12 protein-coding genes and 2 pseudogenes are annotated in these 13,940 nt (G+C 65.2%); 10 read left to right on the top strand and 4 right to left on the bottom strand.

Translation table 11 applies throughout. From position 1 onward, the window contains the following. The first annotated feature begins 88 nt into the window (after positions 1-88). Together BST40_RS12095 and BST40_RS12100 are read left to right on the top strand one after the other, a co-directional pair. Complete coding sequence (locus BST40_RS12095; protein ID WP_075549483.1) at positions 89-1,711, top strand: class I adenylate-forming enzyme family protein; 1,623 nt, start codon at positions 89-91, stop codon at positions 1,709-1,711. Continuing rightward, positions 1,698-2,403: pseudogene (locus BST40_RS12100) on the top strand (class II aldolase/adducin family protein); the annotation flags it as partial. The gene BST40_RS12095 and the pseudogene BST40_RS12100, both read left to right, overlap by 14 nt. Positions 2,404-2,461: 58 nt before the next feature. Here the strand turns inward: BST40_RS12100 and BST40_RS12105 are convergent. Next, positions 2,462-2,878 (bottom strand): CBS domain-containing protein, encoded by a 417-nt coding sequence (locus BST40_RS12105; protein WP_075549482.1) that lies wholly within the window; start codon positions 2,876-2,878, stop codon positions 2,462-2,464. A 310-nt stretch (positions 2,879-3,188) separates the two neighbouring features. Between BST40_RS12105 and BST40_RS12110 the strand changes: the two genes are divergently transcribed. After that, on the top strand, positions 3,189-4,832 hold the full coding sequence (locus tag BST40_RS12110; RefSeq protein WP_240316768.1) for a PE family protein: 1,644 nt from the start codon (positions 3,189-3,191) through the stop codon (positions 4,830-4,832). A 429-nt stretch (positions 4,833-5,261) separates the two neighbouring features. Here the strand turns inward: BST40_RS12110 and BST40_RS12115 are convergent, their stop codons facing one another. Further along, a complete protein-coding gene (locus BST40_RS12115) occupies positions 5,262-6,044 on the bottom strand; it encodes an SDR family oxidoreductase (protein WP_083154369.1) in 783 nt (260 codons plus the stop codon). A gap of 120 nt (positions 6,045-6,164) precedes the next feature. Here BST40_RS12115 and BST40_RS12120 point away from each other — a divergent pair, with 120 nt between their 5' ends. The 4 genes and pseudogenes from BST40_RS12120 (at position 6,165) to BST40_RS31650 (ending at position 8,791) form a co-directional block, all read left to right on the top strand. Then, positions 6,165-6,989 (top strand): class I SAM-dependent methyltransferase, encoded by an 825-nt coding sequence (locus tag BST40_RS12120; protein ID WP_371687228.1) that lies wholly within the window; start codon positions 6,165-6,167, stop codon positions 6,987-6,989. A gap of 201 nt (positions 6,990-7,190) precedes the next feature. Further along, positions 7,191-7,721, top strand: coding sequence for a DUF2231 domain-containing protein (locus tag BST40_RS12125; RefSeq protein WP_075549479.1), 531 nt, complete (start codon positions 7,191-7,193; stop codon positions 7,719-7,721). 271 nt (positions 7,722-7,992) lie between these two features. Then, positions 7,993-8,472, top strand: a pseudogene (locus BST40_RS31645) (SDR family NAD(P)-dependent oxidoreductase); the annotation flags it as partial. Positions 8,473-8,548: 76 nt separating this feature from the next. After that, positions 8,549-8,791, top strand: a complete 243-nt coding sequence (locus tag BST40_RS31650) for a hypothetical protein (RefSeq protein WP_244174366.1) — start codon at positions 8,549-8,551, stop codon at positions 8,789-8,791. A gap of 43 nt (positions 8,792-8,834) precedes the next feature. Here the strand turns inward: BST40_RS31650 and BST40_RS12135 are convergent, their stop codons facing one another. After that, on the bottom strand, positions 8,835-10,337 hold the full coding sequence (locus BST40_RS12135; RefSeq protein ID WP_083154371.1) for an HNH endonuclease signature motif containing protein: 1,503 nt from the start codon (positions 10,335-10,337) through the stop codon (positions 8,835-8,837). A gap of 329 nt (positions 10,338-10,666) precedes the next feature. Here BST40_RS12135 and BST40_RS12140 point away from each other — a divergent pair, with 329 nt between their 5' ends. Further along, positions 10,667-11,326: a hypothetical protein gene (locus tag BST40_RS12140; RefSeq protein WP_083154373.1), complete on the top strand. Its 660-nt coding sequence runs from the start codon at positions 10,667-10,669 to the stop codon at positions 11,324-11,326. 7 nt (positions 11,327-11,333) lie between these two features. Here BST40_RS12140 and BST40_RS12145 read toward each other — a convergent pair whose 3' ends face one another. Continuing rightward, positions 11,334-12,203, bottom strand: a complete 870-nt coding sequence (locus BST40_RS12145) for an NYN domain-containing protein (RefSeq protein ID WP_075549565.1) — start codon at positions 12,201-12,203, stop codon at positions 11,334-11,336. Positions 12,204-12,255: 52 nt separating this feature from the next. Here BST40_RS12145 and BST40_RS12150 point away from each other — a divergent pair, with 52 nt between their 5' ends. Both BST40_RS12150 and BST40_RS32535 read left to right on the top strand, forming a co-directional pair. Beyond that, positions 12,256-13,419, top strand: coding sequence for a thiolase family protein (locus tag BST40_RS12150; RefSeq protein ID WP_083154380.1), 1,164 nt, complete (start codon positions 12,256-12,258; stop codon positions 13,417-13,419). Continuing rightward, complete coding sequence (locus BST40_RS32535; RefSeq protein WP_075549475.1) at positions 13,416-13,838, top strand: Zn-ribbon domain-containing OB-fold protein; 423 nt, start codon at positions 13,416-13,418, stop codon at positions 13,836-13,838. Before BST40_RS12150 ends, BST40_RS32535 begins: the two co-directional genes overlap by 4 nt. Positions 13,839-13,940 lie beyond the last annotated feature (102 nt).

Here is a 13,940-nt window from a genome sequence, read left to right on the forward strand (position 1 = left end):
GGGCAGGGTAGCGCAGCGCCGCGGCGGGGCAGACTCGCGCAGTGGCGGCTCCGGATGACGCGCCACGCCGCTTTCCTATTATTTGGTGATGGGTAGCGGTGGGCTCGATACCGTGGGTTCTCCGGCGTTCAGCGCCGACGAGGCAGCCCGCTACCACGCGGACGGTTGGTGGTCGGACACCACGTTGTCTGATGCGGTACGTCGAAACGCCGAACTCTCACCCGGCCGGGCCGCCTATGTCGACCGCCCGGGCGGATCGCTGAGCTGGAATGAATTTGACTGTGGCGCAACGCTATTGGCCGAACAACTGGCAAGTGTCGGGGTGGTGCGGGGGGACCGGGTGGCGGTGTGGCACGGTGACTCGGCAGCCATCCATCTGCTGTTCGTCGCGATCGAGCGCTGCGGCGCCGTCGTCGTCGGCCTCGGCGCGCGTGCTGGCCCTCGCGAAGTCGTGCGGATTGTGCGCGATACCCGGCCGAAAATCCTGATCAGCGACCGGCATCGTGGCCACGCTGCTGCGAGTGTGGCCGCCGAATGCGCGGTGCCGTTGCTGGAGCTCGGCCGGCGCGGGGAAGCGCCGGCGCTGAGCGTCGAGACCAAACCCGGGGCGCTGGACATCGACTGCCGGCTCGGACCCGACGACGTCTTCCTGATCAACTCCACCTCCGGCACCACGGGACGGCCCAAATGTGTGGTGCACACCCAAAACCGTTGGCACTACTTCCATCTGAAGGCGGTCACTCATGGGTTGTTGATCTCTGACGACGTGTTCCTGCCGGTCATCGCGACACCGTTCGGGTTCGGGATCTGGACCAGTCATACGACTCCGATCCACCTTGGCGCCACCGCGGTGATCCTGGACCGGTTCACCACAAGGGCGGCGGCGCAGGCGATAGCCGACCACCGGGTCACCGTGTTGTGTTGTGTCAGTACGCAGTTGACGATGCTGATGGCCGACTCGGGATGCCGCAATGTCGATCTGAGCTCGCTGCGTGTCGTTTTCACCGGCGGTGAGGCGGTGCCGTACCGGCCGGCCGCGGAGTTCGAGGAAATCACCGGAGCCAAGATTTTGCAGTTCTACGGCTCCAACGAGACCGGGCTGCTCAGCGGGACCACGATGGATGACGCGCGGCAACGCCGGCTGCGGACCGCTGGACGGGTGGTGTCGGAGATGTCGGTCCGGCTTTTTGACGGGGATCGCGACGTCACCGCGACGGGTCGCGGCCAGCCCGCCTGCCGGGGACCGGCGACCAGCCTCGGCTATCTGAATGGCACCGACCACGACACCCTGTTCACCGCCGACGGGTGGATGCGCATGGGTGACCTCTGCGAAATTGACGCCGAGGGGTACCTGACGGTCACCGGCCGGATCTCCGAGTTCATTGTGCGCGGCGGCAAGAACATCAGCGCGGCGCAGGTCGAAGACGCCGTGCTGACTCATCCGGCGATTGCGGTGGCCGCCGCGGTCGCTATGCCCGATCCGGTGTTCGGTGAAAAGGTCTGCCTCTATGCCGAACTCGTCGGCTCGCACACCCTGGAGCTGGCCGAACTGGTGAATCATCTGCTGGGCTTGGGCTATTCCAAGGAGCTACTGCCCGAGCGACTGATCGTGGTCGACGAACTGCCTCGTTCCTCGGGCGGCAAGGTCGCCAAAGGCGCGCTCCGCGAAGATATTCGCGCCAGGATGGAGGTCGATGATGAACACTGCTGAGCCACGCCCGGGCGGTCTGGAGGTGTGGGCGCCGGCCGTGATGCCCCCGATCGGAGTCGAGCTGTCCGACGCACAGGCGCTGGCCGTGGCCTTTCGCCACCTCGCCGCGATCGGGTTCGCGGAGAACATGGCCGGACACATCACCTGGCAACCCAACGGGCACACCGACATGTTGGTCAACCCGTGGGGGTTGTGGTGGCAGGAGCTCACCGCGTTCGGATATCTGCGTGGTGGACGCCGACGCGCGAGTGGTCCGCGGCCGCTGGGATGTCACCCCGGCGATCCACATCCATACCGAACTGCACCGGGTCCGGGATGACGCAAGGGTGGTCATTCACAACCACCCCTACTACGTGTGTGTGCTGGCCGCGCTGGGAAGGCTGCCCGAGCTGGTGCACCAGACGGGCTCGCTATTCCTCGACGATCTGTGCCTGGTCGACACCTACGATGGCGAAGTCGACAGCGCTTCCCGCGCAGCAGATCTCGCGGCGCACATCGGAGACACAAATCTGACGATTCTGGCCAACCACGGCGTCATCGCAACCGGCCGCACTCTCGCCGAAGCCGTCTACCGCGCGGCGTCGATAGAACGGGTATGCAAGCTGGCCTGCGACGTCATACTTACCGGCAAGGAACCCGCGCAGATGACATGGGCGGACATGGCAGGTATGCAACGCTCGCTCATCGAACGCACCCGGTGCCCGCCGAGATTCAGCGCAACCCCGACGCCTTCTGACCGCCGGTCCGGGGTCAGCCCATGTCAAGATCGGCTTCGGCGCAGTAGACGCCGAGCAGGTCGCGAGCCGAAACGATCCCGGCCGGCATACCGTCCTGCTCCACCAGAACATGACGGATGTAGCGCTGCATCATCCAGTTGGCCACCTGGTCGACGGTCGCATCGGCGTCGCACCACACCAGCTTGGTGCTGGCGATGTCCAGGGCCCGTACCGCATTCGGGTCTTTCCCGGCGGCTACAACCCGGACGATGTCGCGTTCGCTGACCAGCGCGGCGGGCCGTTCGTCGTCGCCGATGACAATTGCTCCGACGTTGTCGGCGACCATCGCGTTGGCGACGTCGGCCACGGTGGCGTCGGCGACGACACGGGCCACTGGGTCACCGGTAACGGTGGAGATCGGAAGCGATCCGGCAGAAGGAAGGGTAGTCACGCCACCATCTCACCCGGCCCCGCTCGCGCGTTCTAGTGACTTGAGTCCTCAAATCAGGTGGCCTTGGTACCGGCGCGATGGCCAGACGGCTCAAGCTGCCGGGCTACGTGACCCAATCAGGTTGCTGGGCAACGTTTCAATGCCGACCCGATGCCGACGGGCCGCGCGGGTTTCCTGTGTGATTTGGTAATAAACCCTGCGAGGTTACTGTGAATTCCGCAACTTACCCGGGAGTAGGTTTAGCGTCGGAGTTGTCCGATGACCGCCCGGTCACCGTCGGACCTGGGTGAGGGAGGCGGAAGTGTCATTCATGTTCATGGTGCCGGAATTGGTTGAGGCTGCGGCACAAGACCTGGTTGGTCTGCGCTCGGGGATCAACGAGGCCACCGCGGTCGCGGCTGCGCCTACCACCCGGATCCTGGCCGCCGGGGGTGATGAGGTATCGGCGGCCATCTCGGCGATGTTCAGCGCCCACGGCCAGGAATTCCAAGCCATCAGCGCTCAGGCTGGAGCCTTTCACGACGAGTTTGTGAGCCTCTTGAACGCCGGCGCCGGTGCATACGCAAGCGCGGAGGCCGCCGGTGCGCAGAGTCTGCTGAATGCGGTGAACGCGCCCGCCCAGGCGTTGCTGGGCGCGCCGTTGATCGGGGGCAACACCGCCGCCGCGGCCAGGGCGCTTGCGAGCGGCGCCGCCGCCGCGCTGGTGTCCGGTCCGATTCAGGCTGAGCTGCAAAGCATTTCGCAATCAATCACCAATGCATCCGCGGCGATCCGCACCTTTGGGGCCACGGTCGCCGGCCCGTACCAGAGCCTGTTCTCGAATACGGTCGCCAACCTACAAAGCCTCGGAAGTGCCGTGGCTGCCAATCCGGCGCCACTCCTGCACCAGTTGATCGCCAACCAGCTCGGCTACGGCCAAGTGGCCGCCACGGCACTGCACAACGCCGTCACCAACTTCCCCGCGGTACTGGCCAATGCGCCGGCGACTGTCCAAGCTGCCTTCCGGGCCCTTGCCACTGCTGATCCGGCGGCGTTCCTACACCAGGTGATCACCAACCAGATGGGCTTCGCGCAGACGGTCGCCACGTCGCTGCAAAGTGCCGGCCAGGACTTCAACGCTGGGCTGCACGCCTTACCGGCGGCCTACCAAACTGCCTACCAGGAATTCATGGCGGGCAATGTCAATGGTGCGGTGGACACCCTTGGGTCCGGCTTTGGAAAGCTGTTCCTCACGGGCTTCGATGTCTCCGTCGGCCCAATTGACCCCGCAGGTGATCCGCCACTCATAACCATCACGCCGACGGGCACACTGGGCGACCTACTACCTATCTTCGCCATCCCAGGACAGATGGCACAAAACTTCACCAACCTGATCCCCCCGTCCATTCCCGCCCAGATGGCGCAGAACGCTACCAATGTGATCAAGGCGCTCACGAACACATCACTTACGTCGGTGCTCGAGCCGTTCGCAGACCCGACCAGCCCGATAGGTCTCGGAATAGTTATCGACGCCAATATGGGGTTGCCGCTGGCGCTGGCTATCGACGGGCTGGGCGGGCCGGTTAGCGGGTTGCACGCGTTGGGCTCCAGCGCGAGTGCCTTCGTGAACGCCGTGCAAACCGGAAATGCGTTGGGTGCTTTCGGTGCGGTCCTCGATGCTCCGGCCGTCGTCGCCGACGGCTTCCTCAATGGTCAAACGACGTTTCCGCTGACGATCGACGTGGTGGGCATTCCCACGACCCTCAATCTGCCTTTCAGCGGAATTCTCGTTCCGCCTGGTCCGTACACCGCGGTCGATGATCTCACCGGGTTTGGGTTGGGTCCGCTCTTCCTTGACTCAACCGTCGTCGGCACGCCTCTGGGCGGAATCGTTCCAGGCCTGCTGGACTTTCTGCCCGAACAGCTAGCGATGGCAATCGGCGCACCCGCACCGGCCGGCTCGCTCAGTTCCTAGCTTCTCCTGGCCGCAGGTGTTCGAGCGCTCGGTCCTCGGGATCGGCCGCATTCACATCGGTCACTCGGTTTCACTGACAAATCCGATGCGCAGCCGAGGTTGTCGCTCACTGATGGGCACGATGGCTATCGGCTGCATCCGGTGATTCGCGTGGAAATTGGGATAGCGGTGGGCGGGGCGGCCGGTGAACGCGGTCCCGAGAATTGCGCCGATTTGGCGATGCCGGCCCGGGGAAACCGAGTCCGCGACGGCCGTCTGCCCTTCTGCCCCAGCCGGTTTGTGGCGCGCACCAGCACAAGGAGCCGATGTTGAGATCCGTTGGTGGGCAGTCGCGCTTTCTGGGCCTCCTGTTGTCGGTGGCCTCGCTTGGAAGCTCGTCCGGTCGCCCCGGGGTAGATGCACTCCGACGGGCGGCGCGTCGGCTATCGGCTACGTGACCCAATCCGGTTGCTGGGCAACGTCGACGGCAGAAAAGTCGTTGTGTCCCAGGCCCGCCACGGTGCCACCGTCGACGACGAATTCCGAACCGGTGGAATAGCTCGACTCGTCGCTGGCCAGGTACACGACGAGGTTGGACACCTCCTGCGGTTCGGCGGCGCGTCCCAGCGCGGTCTGGAACAGGTCCTCGGGCACCCACTGCGTCATCGGCGTCCTGACGAGCCCGGGATGAACGGAGTTCACCCGAATTCCGTTGACTCCGAGTTCCACTGCCGTCGACTTGGTCAACCCTCGCACGCCGAACTTGGTCGCGGTGTAACCGTGGGAGGCCATGGTGCCGGCCAGCCCTTCGATGGAGGAGATATTGACGATGGATCCGCGGCCGGCGGCCTTCATGGGCTTGACGACGGCGCGGATGCCCAGGAACACGCCGGTGAGGTTGACGTCGAGAATCCGCTGCCATTCCGACAGCGAGTAATCCTCGATGGTTCCGATGTTGAGGATGCCGGCGTTGTTCACCAGAATGTCGAGCCCGCCGAACCTGCTCAGGGCCGCCTCGACCGCCGCCTCCCACTGATCGGGATCGGTGACGTCGAGGTGGACGTAGTAGGCCGCGTCGCCGATGTCGCCGGCCACCGCGTTGCCCTCCTCGTCGAGGATGTCGCCGAACACCACTTTGGCGCCCTCGGCCACCAGCGCCCGCACGTGCGAGGCGCCCATTCCCCGGGCGCCCCCGCTGACAAGGGCGACTTTGCCGGTCAGTCGGTTTGGCATTCTCTGATACTTCCACGATCCCATTCGCGAAGACCACCGCCCTCGTCGGTGATCAGTCGGCTTCGGTACGCTCGGCACCGTCCGCACGCAGGACCGGTGAGATCCGGAGATTGGTGGGCAATCGTGGTGCCTCCCAAGGTCGACTTCAGTTCGGTCCGATGGGGTTCGGTGGAATGGACGAACTTGGTGACCCTGTACTTGCGTGGCTATGAAAGTCGTTCCCGTAAGCCCATCTTGGGTGATGTGGCGGCCGCCGAAGCGGTGGATCGGATCGACTACGACTTCAAGCGGATACGTCGAACTTCGCTGCCCGCCACCAATCAGTATCTGGTGGTATTGCGCGCCAAGCAGCTTGACGACTGGTGCGCTGATTTCCTTCGACAGCATCCCGATGCGGTGGTGCTGCACCTCGGTTGTGGGCTGGACAGCCGCGCATATCGTCTTGCGGTCCCGGCGTCGGTGCTGTGGTTCGATCTCGACCAGCCGAGCGTCATCGACTTGCGCCGCCGGCTCTACGACGAAACGGACAACTACCGCATGATCGGCTCGCCGGTGACCGATCCCGGCTGGTTGCAGCAGATTCCGACGGGACGTCCCACGCTGGTCGCCGCCGAAGGGCTGCTGATGTACCTTGCCGAAGGCGATGTGCGGCGGCTGCTCGCGTGCCTGACAGACCGATTCGAGCACGGCGAAATGCTTTTCGACACCATCTCGCCGATGGGTCCCCGGCTGTCGAAGATCTTCACCAAAGGCATGGTCAAGTGGGGCATCGGCGATATCCGAGACCTTGAACGGTGGAACCCGAGGTTGCGTTTCCGCGAACAGGCCTCCGCACTGGCCAGCTATCAGAAAATCGAGGCGACCCCGGTGCGATTGATGTACCGGCTGCTGCTGCATGCGACGCCGTTCGGCGACTATGACGTCTTGAACCGCTTCGAATACTGAGCCGCCGAATCGCCGACGGGCCAGGACGGACTGATTGATCGCCTCATGCTCGTCGTTCATGTGGGCCCCAAACCAAGCGGTTCAACGCTGGGCATCACCCACGCGGTTTAGCCAAACCAACCGCGGGTAGCCGGGCATGCGGAAGTAGATCACCGAACCCACCCCAAGTAACCGTTTGGCACAGGATCGCGGGAGGCTGCCATGACAACGCACACTGAGCCGGCAAAGAAGCCCGTCAGCTCCCTATTGGCCGGGCCTTACGGTCATCCGTATCACCCGATCCTGGTCACGGTGCCCATCGGGGCGTGGGTGGCCAGCTTGGTCTTCGACATCGCCTCGCGCATCGTCGACCAGCCCGGATTCTTGTATCAGGGGTCGCAGTGGCTGATCGCCATCGGTGTGATTGGCGCGCTCGCCGCAGCCATCGTCGGTTTCCTGGATCTGTTGACCATCCCCACCGGCACACCCGCTTTCCGCACCGGGCTGCTGCACATGACGCTCAACGTCAGCGTCGTGGTGGCCTACATCGTCAACTTCATCTGGCGTTACAGCAACTACCACCAACCCTCCGCCGTGGGCATCGGCCCGCTGGTGCTGTCCATCGTCAGCCTGACGTTCCTGGCGGTGTCGGGGTTCCTGGGCGGCAAGCTGGCGTACTACTACGGTGTACGCGTCGCGCGGGAGTCTGATCAGGCCGCAGGCTACCGATACCCAGCCACGCCCACCCAATGAAGGGCAATGACACGTTATCGGTAGCGCCGTTCTCGCCTTGTGGGTCCTGATCGCCGGCGGCGGCTTCACCAGCCTGGCATCCTGAAGAGCGTGCATCGCTTGCCAGCTCGATCGGGCGGAACCACGGGGCCTTGGTCGGCTTGGTGAGCCCGGCTGGCGGGTGCCGCGTGCCGGGGAGGCGACGGGTTCCAACAGTTGACACGCCGCCATCGAATCCCATTGCTCGACGATGCATTCGGTTGACACGGCGACCTGGACTAGCGTCGAGCGAATGGAACTCACGGGCAAGACCGTCCTGCTCACCGGTGCCACCGGCGGCCTCGGACGAGCGATCGCCGCGGCACTCGCCGACCACGGCGCGCGACTGATCCTGAGCTCCCGCAAACCGGCGGAGCTGGACAGGCTTGCGGCTTCGCTGAGCGGACTCGACCACCGAACGGTCGTCAGTGACCTGTCCGAATCCGGCGCCGCAGCCGCCTTGCTTGCCGAGGCGGGGGAGATCGACGTCCTGGTCGCCAATGCCGCGCTGCCGGCGTCGGGAAAACTGGACAGCTTCACTGCCGAGCAGGTAGACCGTGCGCTACGGGTCAACCTCGAGGTACCGGTACAGCTGACGCGCGAACTGATTCCGGTGTTCACCAAACGAAGGTCTGGGCATTTCGTCTTCCTCTCGTCGATCTCCGGCAAGGCCGCCACACCGCGCGCCTCGCTCTATGCAGCAACGAAATTCGGCATCCGGGGATTCGCGCTGTGCCTGCGCGACGACCTGCGACCGGCCGGGGTGGGCGTCTCGGTGGTTAGCCCGGGGGGCAATCGGTGGTGCCGGGATGTTCGCCGATTCGGGGGCCGCGATGCCGCCGCTGATCGGCACCGGCACACCCGAACAGGTCGGTGCGGCGGTAGTCGACGCCATCGAGCGAAATCGCGCCGAAGTCACCGTGGCCCCGCTGCGTCAGCGGGCGCTGGCCCGGTTCGCGGCGAACGCCCCCGAGATGTCGTCGCGACTGGCCGGAGGAATTGTCGCCAAGGCGGCGGACGAGATCGCGGCCGGTCAGACCGACAAGCGGTAATGGCGCGCGGTAGCGACCTCGCTTACATCGAGGCCGTTCTGTATCAGAACGGCGGTGGTTCGTCGTCGGTGTCGGGTGGGGCGGGTCCGGTTTGGTTGGTGTGTTCGGTGTGCGGGGTGGTGCGAGCGCGGTGGTTGTGGCGGCGTTCGGTGGCGATGCGCTGGGCGCGGTCTTGGGCGCGAGTGCGGCGGCGTCTGGGCATCATCGCAGTGCGCCCGGCACAGGGGTCAGGTGTTTGGATTTGGTCGGTGGGGAGATCGGCAGTGGGTGCGCACAGGTGGGGAAACAGCAGCGCACTGCCCGGAGTGGTGACATAGGTGTGCCCGGTCGGGGAGGTCAGGATAAGCGTGCCGTCGGGCAGTTGCATGTCGCGCCAGCCCCAGAAGGTTTTCAGCAAATGGTGAGTCCTGCAGTAGCACTTAAGGTTTGACGCATGGGTGGGCCCGCCGGCGGCGTAGGGGATGGAATGATCGAGGTCGCAATCGAAGGCCGGGCGATCACAGTTGGGCCAGCGACACGTCAAGTCGCGGCATCTCACGAAATCGGCCAAGGCCTTCGACGGAACATAGCCCGACTCCGGGCCGGTGTCGGCAGGGTGGGTCAACGGCACCAGTTTGGCCGAGGCCGCTAACTCGGCCACCGTTTCGGGGCCGATGAGCCCGTCGGCGCAGACTTGGGATGCCGGCGTCTGGGCGCGCCCGTCGAGGCTGGCCTGCTCGGCGATCAGGTGGATTATCACCGGGGATGCGGCCGGCCGTTTGCCGGCCGAGCAGTCGGTACGCCCGCAGCCACACCCCAGCCGATCGGCCCCGGCGGCCAAGGCCCCCAACGCATCGGCGCGGCGCTGGTCGCGGGTGCGCGGGTCATGGTCACAGACCGTGGCCGCCAGCGCGGTCAGCCGCTTGTCCAGCGCGTGGGCATCGGGGGTCAACAGGGTGCCCTCGATCTGGGAGATCCCGCCGATACCCTCGTCGATGCGGATCTGGCGTTCGGTCTGCTGTTCCTTGCGGCGTCGCACCGCATCGGCGTCGGCGTTGGCCACGACCTTGTCGACCAGGGCGCCCAGCCGGCCCCGGCTGAGCGACGGGCAGCGCGGCACCAGCGCCGCCAACTGGGAATCTACCCCTGCCAGCACCTGCGGATCCTCGATCAGCTCGGTGCGATAGGCCAGCGTTTGAAACGCCCGGTAGTCGATGTCCCCGGCCTTAAAGAGCTCGGCGACCTGCGGCAACCGCTCACGCATCACCCGGGCATAGCGCAGCCGGCTGGCCGCTAACCCCTGGCTGATCCGCAACGCCGCCCCGACTTCGGCGGCCACCGCCTCCATGGTGTCGATGGCCCAATCCTCGGTCTCTGAACACCGGGAGAGCCGATAGGCGAACAGTTCCCCGATCGCGCTCAGCTGTGCCGCGGCGGCCCGATTCTCCGTCCGGCCCGCCGCACACATCCGGTCCAACAACCTCGCCGACTCCAGGGTTTGGGAGGGATGACGGCGCTCAAACCAGTCATCCATCTCGGCGACCTCACCGGTCTGGTAGTCGAACATACATTCGATTATGCCACGGCCGGCCGACAACACCGCGGGTCCACCGTCAGGCTGTGGATAACCCGCCAGGTTCGCAGCCTTACGTCAGCTCAGTCGGCCATCTCGTGGATATCGTCGGCGGTGAGCGCCCGGAAGCTCATTGGGCGCTCGGCGAAACGCAACCCTGCGACAACGGATGGTCTTGGTGCGGTTTACGATTCACGACTTCGGCATTGACGGTTCGATGCCGTCGACGTCGACGTATGTCGATGCCAAGCTCGACACCGCATCTCGGGGTGCGGTTGGCGCAGCAGGCAGCCCTTTAAGCGCAATGATGGCATCCTTGCCTGGTGGGACTGCTGTTTCGGCTGCTGGAGTTGCTGGTGCTGGCCGCACCGGTGATCGGCGTGATTTATGCCGGCATCCGGGCGCTGTCGTCGCTGAATAGACAACGACAGTCCTCAGGCGATCCCGCAGAACCTGCGGCTGACTCGGGTGAGGTCGGCAATCATGCGTCGCACTGGCGCGCGATACGACGCGCGATCGATGCACATGACCACACCGATGCTCGCTGGCTGGAGTACGAACTCGATCCCGCCAAGCTCCTCGACTTCCCGGTGATGACCGACATGCGAGATCCGCTGACAACGGCGTTTCACAAGGCCAAACTGGCGGCCGATTTCCATCGGCCGGTTCGTGCGGAAGATCTGGTCGACGACCGGGAGGGTACGCGACACTACCTCGACGCTGTCGAAAGCTATGTGACCGCGTTCAACGCCGCGGAAACAGAGGCCATTCGTAAAGGCAGGAACGACTTCTCACGGGAGGAACGGCAGCGCCTGGCGCGTGCCCAGAGCCTGTTGCGGGTGGCGGCCGACACTTCCGCGACGCAGCAGGAGCGACAGCGCGCATATGCTTTGGCGCGTACCGAACTCGACGGCCTCATCGTATTGCCGGGCAGCATCCGGGCCAGCATCGAGCGCGGAATCGCCGGCGAAATAGACGGATGATCGGCGATCAACCCGCGTCGCTGTGCAGGCGCACCATCCGCGTGGTGCTGCTCTCGTCAAGGTCGACCACCTCGCTGCGGGAACGCAGAAAGTCGCTGAACGACTTGAAGCCCAGCGACTTCTCGCTGAACGAGGGGTCCATCCGCTTCATCTGGGCCTTGACCATCGAGTTGTGCTGCCAGTCCGCGTCGTCTTTCTCCTGGCCGATCCGAAGCGCCCGTTCGAGCAGTCGGGTGGCGGCGGCCTGCGGGTCGGGTGAAGCCGGCTCCTCGTCCGGCTCCGCGGTGCTGGCATGGCGTCCGCGTTTCTTGGGCTGCGCCGCCACGACGGTGGTGGATATCCCGGGCAGCGTGTCGTAGGTGACGAACTCGTCGCACGCGGCGGCCAGCGACTGACTGCTGGCGCCGGCCACGCCGATGCCGACGACGTACCGGCCCAGCCGCTTGCAGCGTTGTGCGAGCGCGATGTAGTCGGAGTCGCCGCCGACGATCACCACGTGGGTCAGGTCGGGCAGCCGGAACATGTCCTCGACCGCATCGACGGCCAGCCGGATGTCGGCGCCGTTCTTGCCGTATGCGGCTGCGGGGAACAGTTGCACGAGATCGACCGCGCGTCCGACAAGCTGGCCGTGGTAGCGGGCGTTCACCTCGGCCGACCAATCCGCGTACGCGCGGGTAAGCACCAGGGTGCCGAACGACGACGCGAAATCCATGATCGCGCCCAAATCGACCGTCGCCGCTCGCAGCCGCTGCGGGTCCAGACCCTTGGTCTTGTCCTTTTGGAAGGTGCCGCGTCCGTGTACTTGGTCGTAGCGCGAGATCACGATGTTGTCGAAGTCGAAGTAGACGGCCACTCGGGTCGCGCTGGAATCGGTCATGATCGTCATCGTGCCGTGTGCCACACCCGCACGGCAGCAGAACGGAGTGACAGTGGGCGCGACCAAGCGCAACACCGCAGCCGTCGTCGGCGTGTACAACACCCGCCAGCGACGCCGCCTGGACGGCGAAACCTCCCGCAGCCTGGCGGTGAAGGCCATCCGGGGAGCCCTCGACGACGCCGGCCTCAACCTCGACGACGTGGACGGCATCAGTGCCGGCACCTTGTCCACGGCACTGATCTACGACCTCCGGCTCGGGCCGGCCTGGCAGGGGGTGGGGTTCGGGATCGGCATGATCACCGAGGCCGTCACCGCGATCGAGCACGGCATGGCCGACGTGGTGGTCCTCGTCGCCGCCCAGGCAGGTGAATATCGCGACCATGTAGCCACGGCGCCGTGGACCCGGCCGGAGAACGAGTTCGTGGCGCCGTGGGGGATGTTCACCGCCGCCGAGTTCGCACTCATCGCCCGTCGCCACATGCACGTCTTTGGGACCACCCGCGAGCACCTGTCCATCGTCGCGGCCACCATCCGCAACAACGGCTCGCGAAACCCGGAAGCCGTGTACTACCAACGCGGACCCTTCGCCCCTGAGGACATCACCGCATCACGACCCATCGCCGAGCCCTTTCACCTACTCGATTGCGCCACCACCTCCGAGGGAGGCTGCGCCCTGGTGGTGGCGAACCTGGACAAGGTGCCGGTCGCCAGCCAGCCGATCTACGTATTGGCAAGTGGCGCAGATCATTTCGGTCCGTCGTATCAGCACCCACCCGCTTGGGACCTCGCAGGCCGGCACGGTGGTCAGGTCAATGGCCGGGTGGGCAGCCGTGCGGCCGATCGCGCGTTTAAGCATGCCGGGCTGCGTCGCGACCAGGTGGATGTGCTGGAACTCTACGATCCGTTCTCGTTCGAGATCATCCGTCAGCTGGAAGCGTTCGGCTTCTGCGGCCCGGGCGAAGGCGGACCGTTCGTCGCCGACGGTCACATCGCCATCGGCGGTAGCCACCCGGTCACCACCGACGGCGGAACCATGTCCTTCAGCCATGCCGGGAGGAATCCGCAAATGATGCAGCGCGCCATTCGAGCGGTTCAGCAGTTGCGCGGCGAGGCCGGCGCGCTTCAAGTTCCGGATGCACGTATCGCGTTGTGCAGCAACGGGGGAGCGGGTGCATTGTTCACCACGGTGCTGATCCTCGGAGCCGAACCGCGATGAGTTCGGGCGAGGTGTTGCGGCCGCAGCGCGGGCCGGCGCCGCACCCGAGAAGTCCGCTCAGCGCTCCTTTCTGGGACGGATGCCGAGCAGGCGAGCTGCGCTATCAACACTGTCAGACGTGCGGCGCCGCGCATTTCCCGCCGGCCGAGCACTGCCGGCAGTGTATGTCCGGGAATCTAATCTGGATGCGCAGTGCCGGGGTAGGCGAAATATACAGCTGGACAGTGGTTTACCGGCCGGTGACGCCCGAGTTCGAGCCGCCATATGCGCCGGCGATCGTCACGCTGGACGAGGGCTACCAGATGCTGACCAACATCGTCGGCATAGCACCGGCGGATCTGGACATCGGCATGCGGGTGCACGTGCAATTCCACGAGATTGGCTCTGATTTGACACTGCCTTATTTCACGCCGGCTTAGACCTGGCTTAGACCTGGCTTAGACCCAATACCGTTCAGTTAAGACTACATGGGTGTAGTTTGTAGGGTATGCCTCGTGCGGGTTGGCGCAAGCCTGAGTCGG

Source organism: Mycobacterium persicum (genome assembly GCF_002086675.1).
Lineage (GTDB): Bacteria > Actinomycetota > Actinomycetes > Mycobacteriales > Mycobacteriaceae > Mycobacterium > Mycobacterium persicum.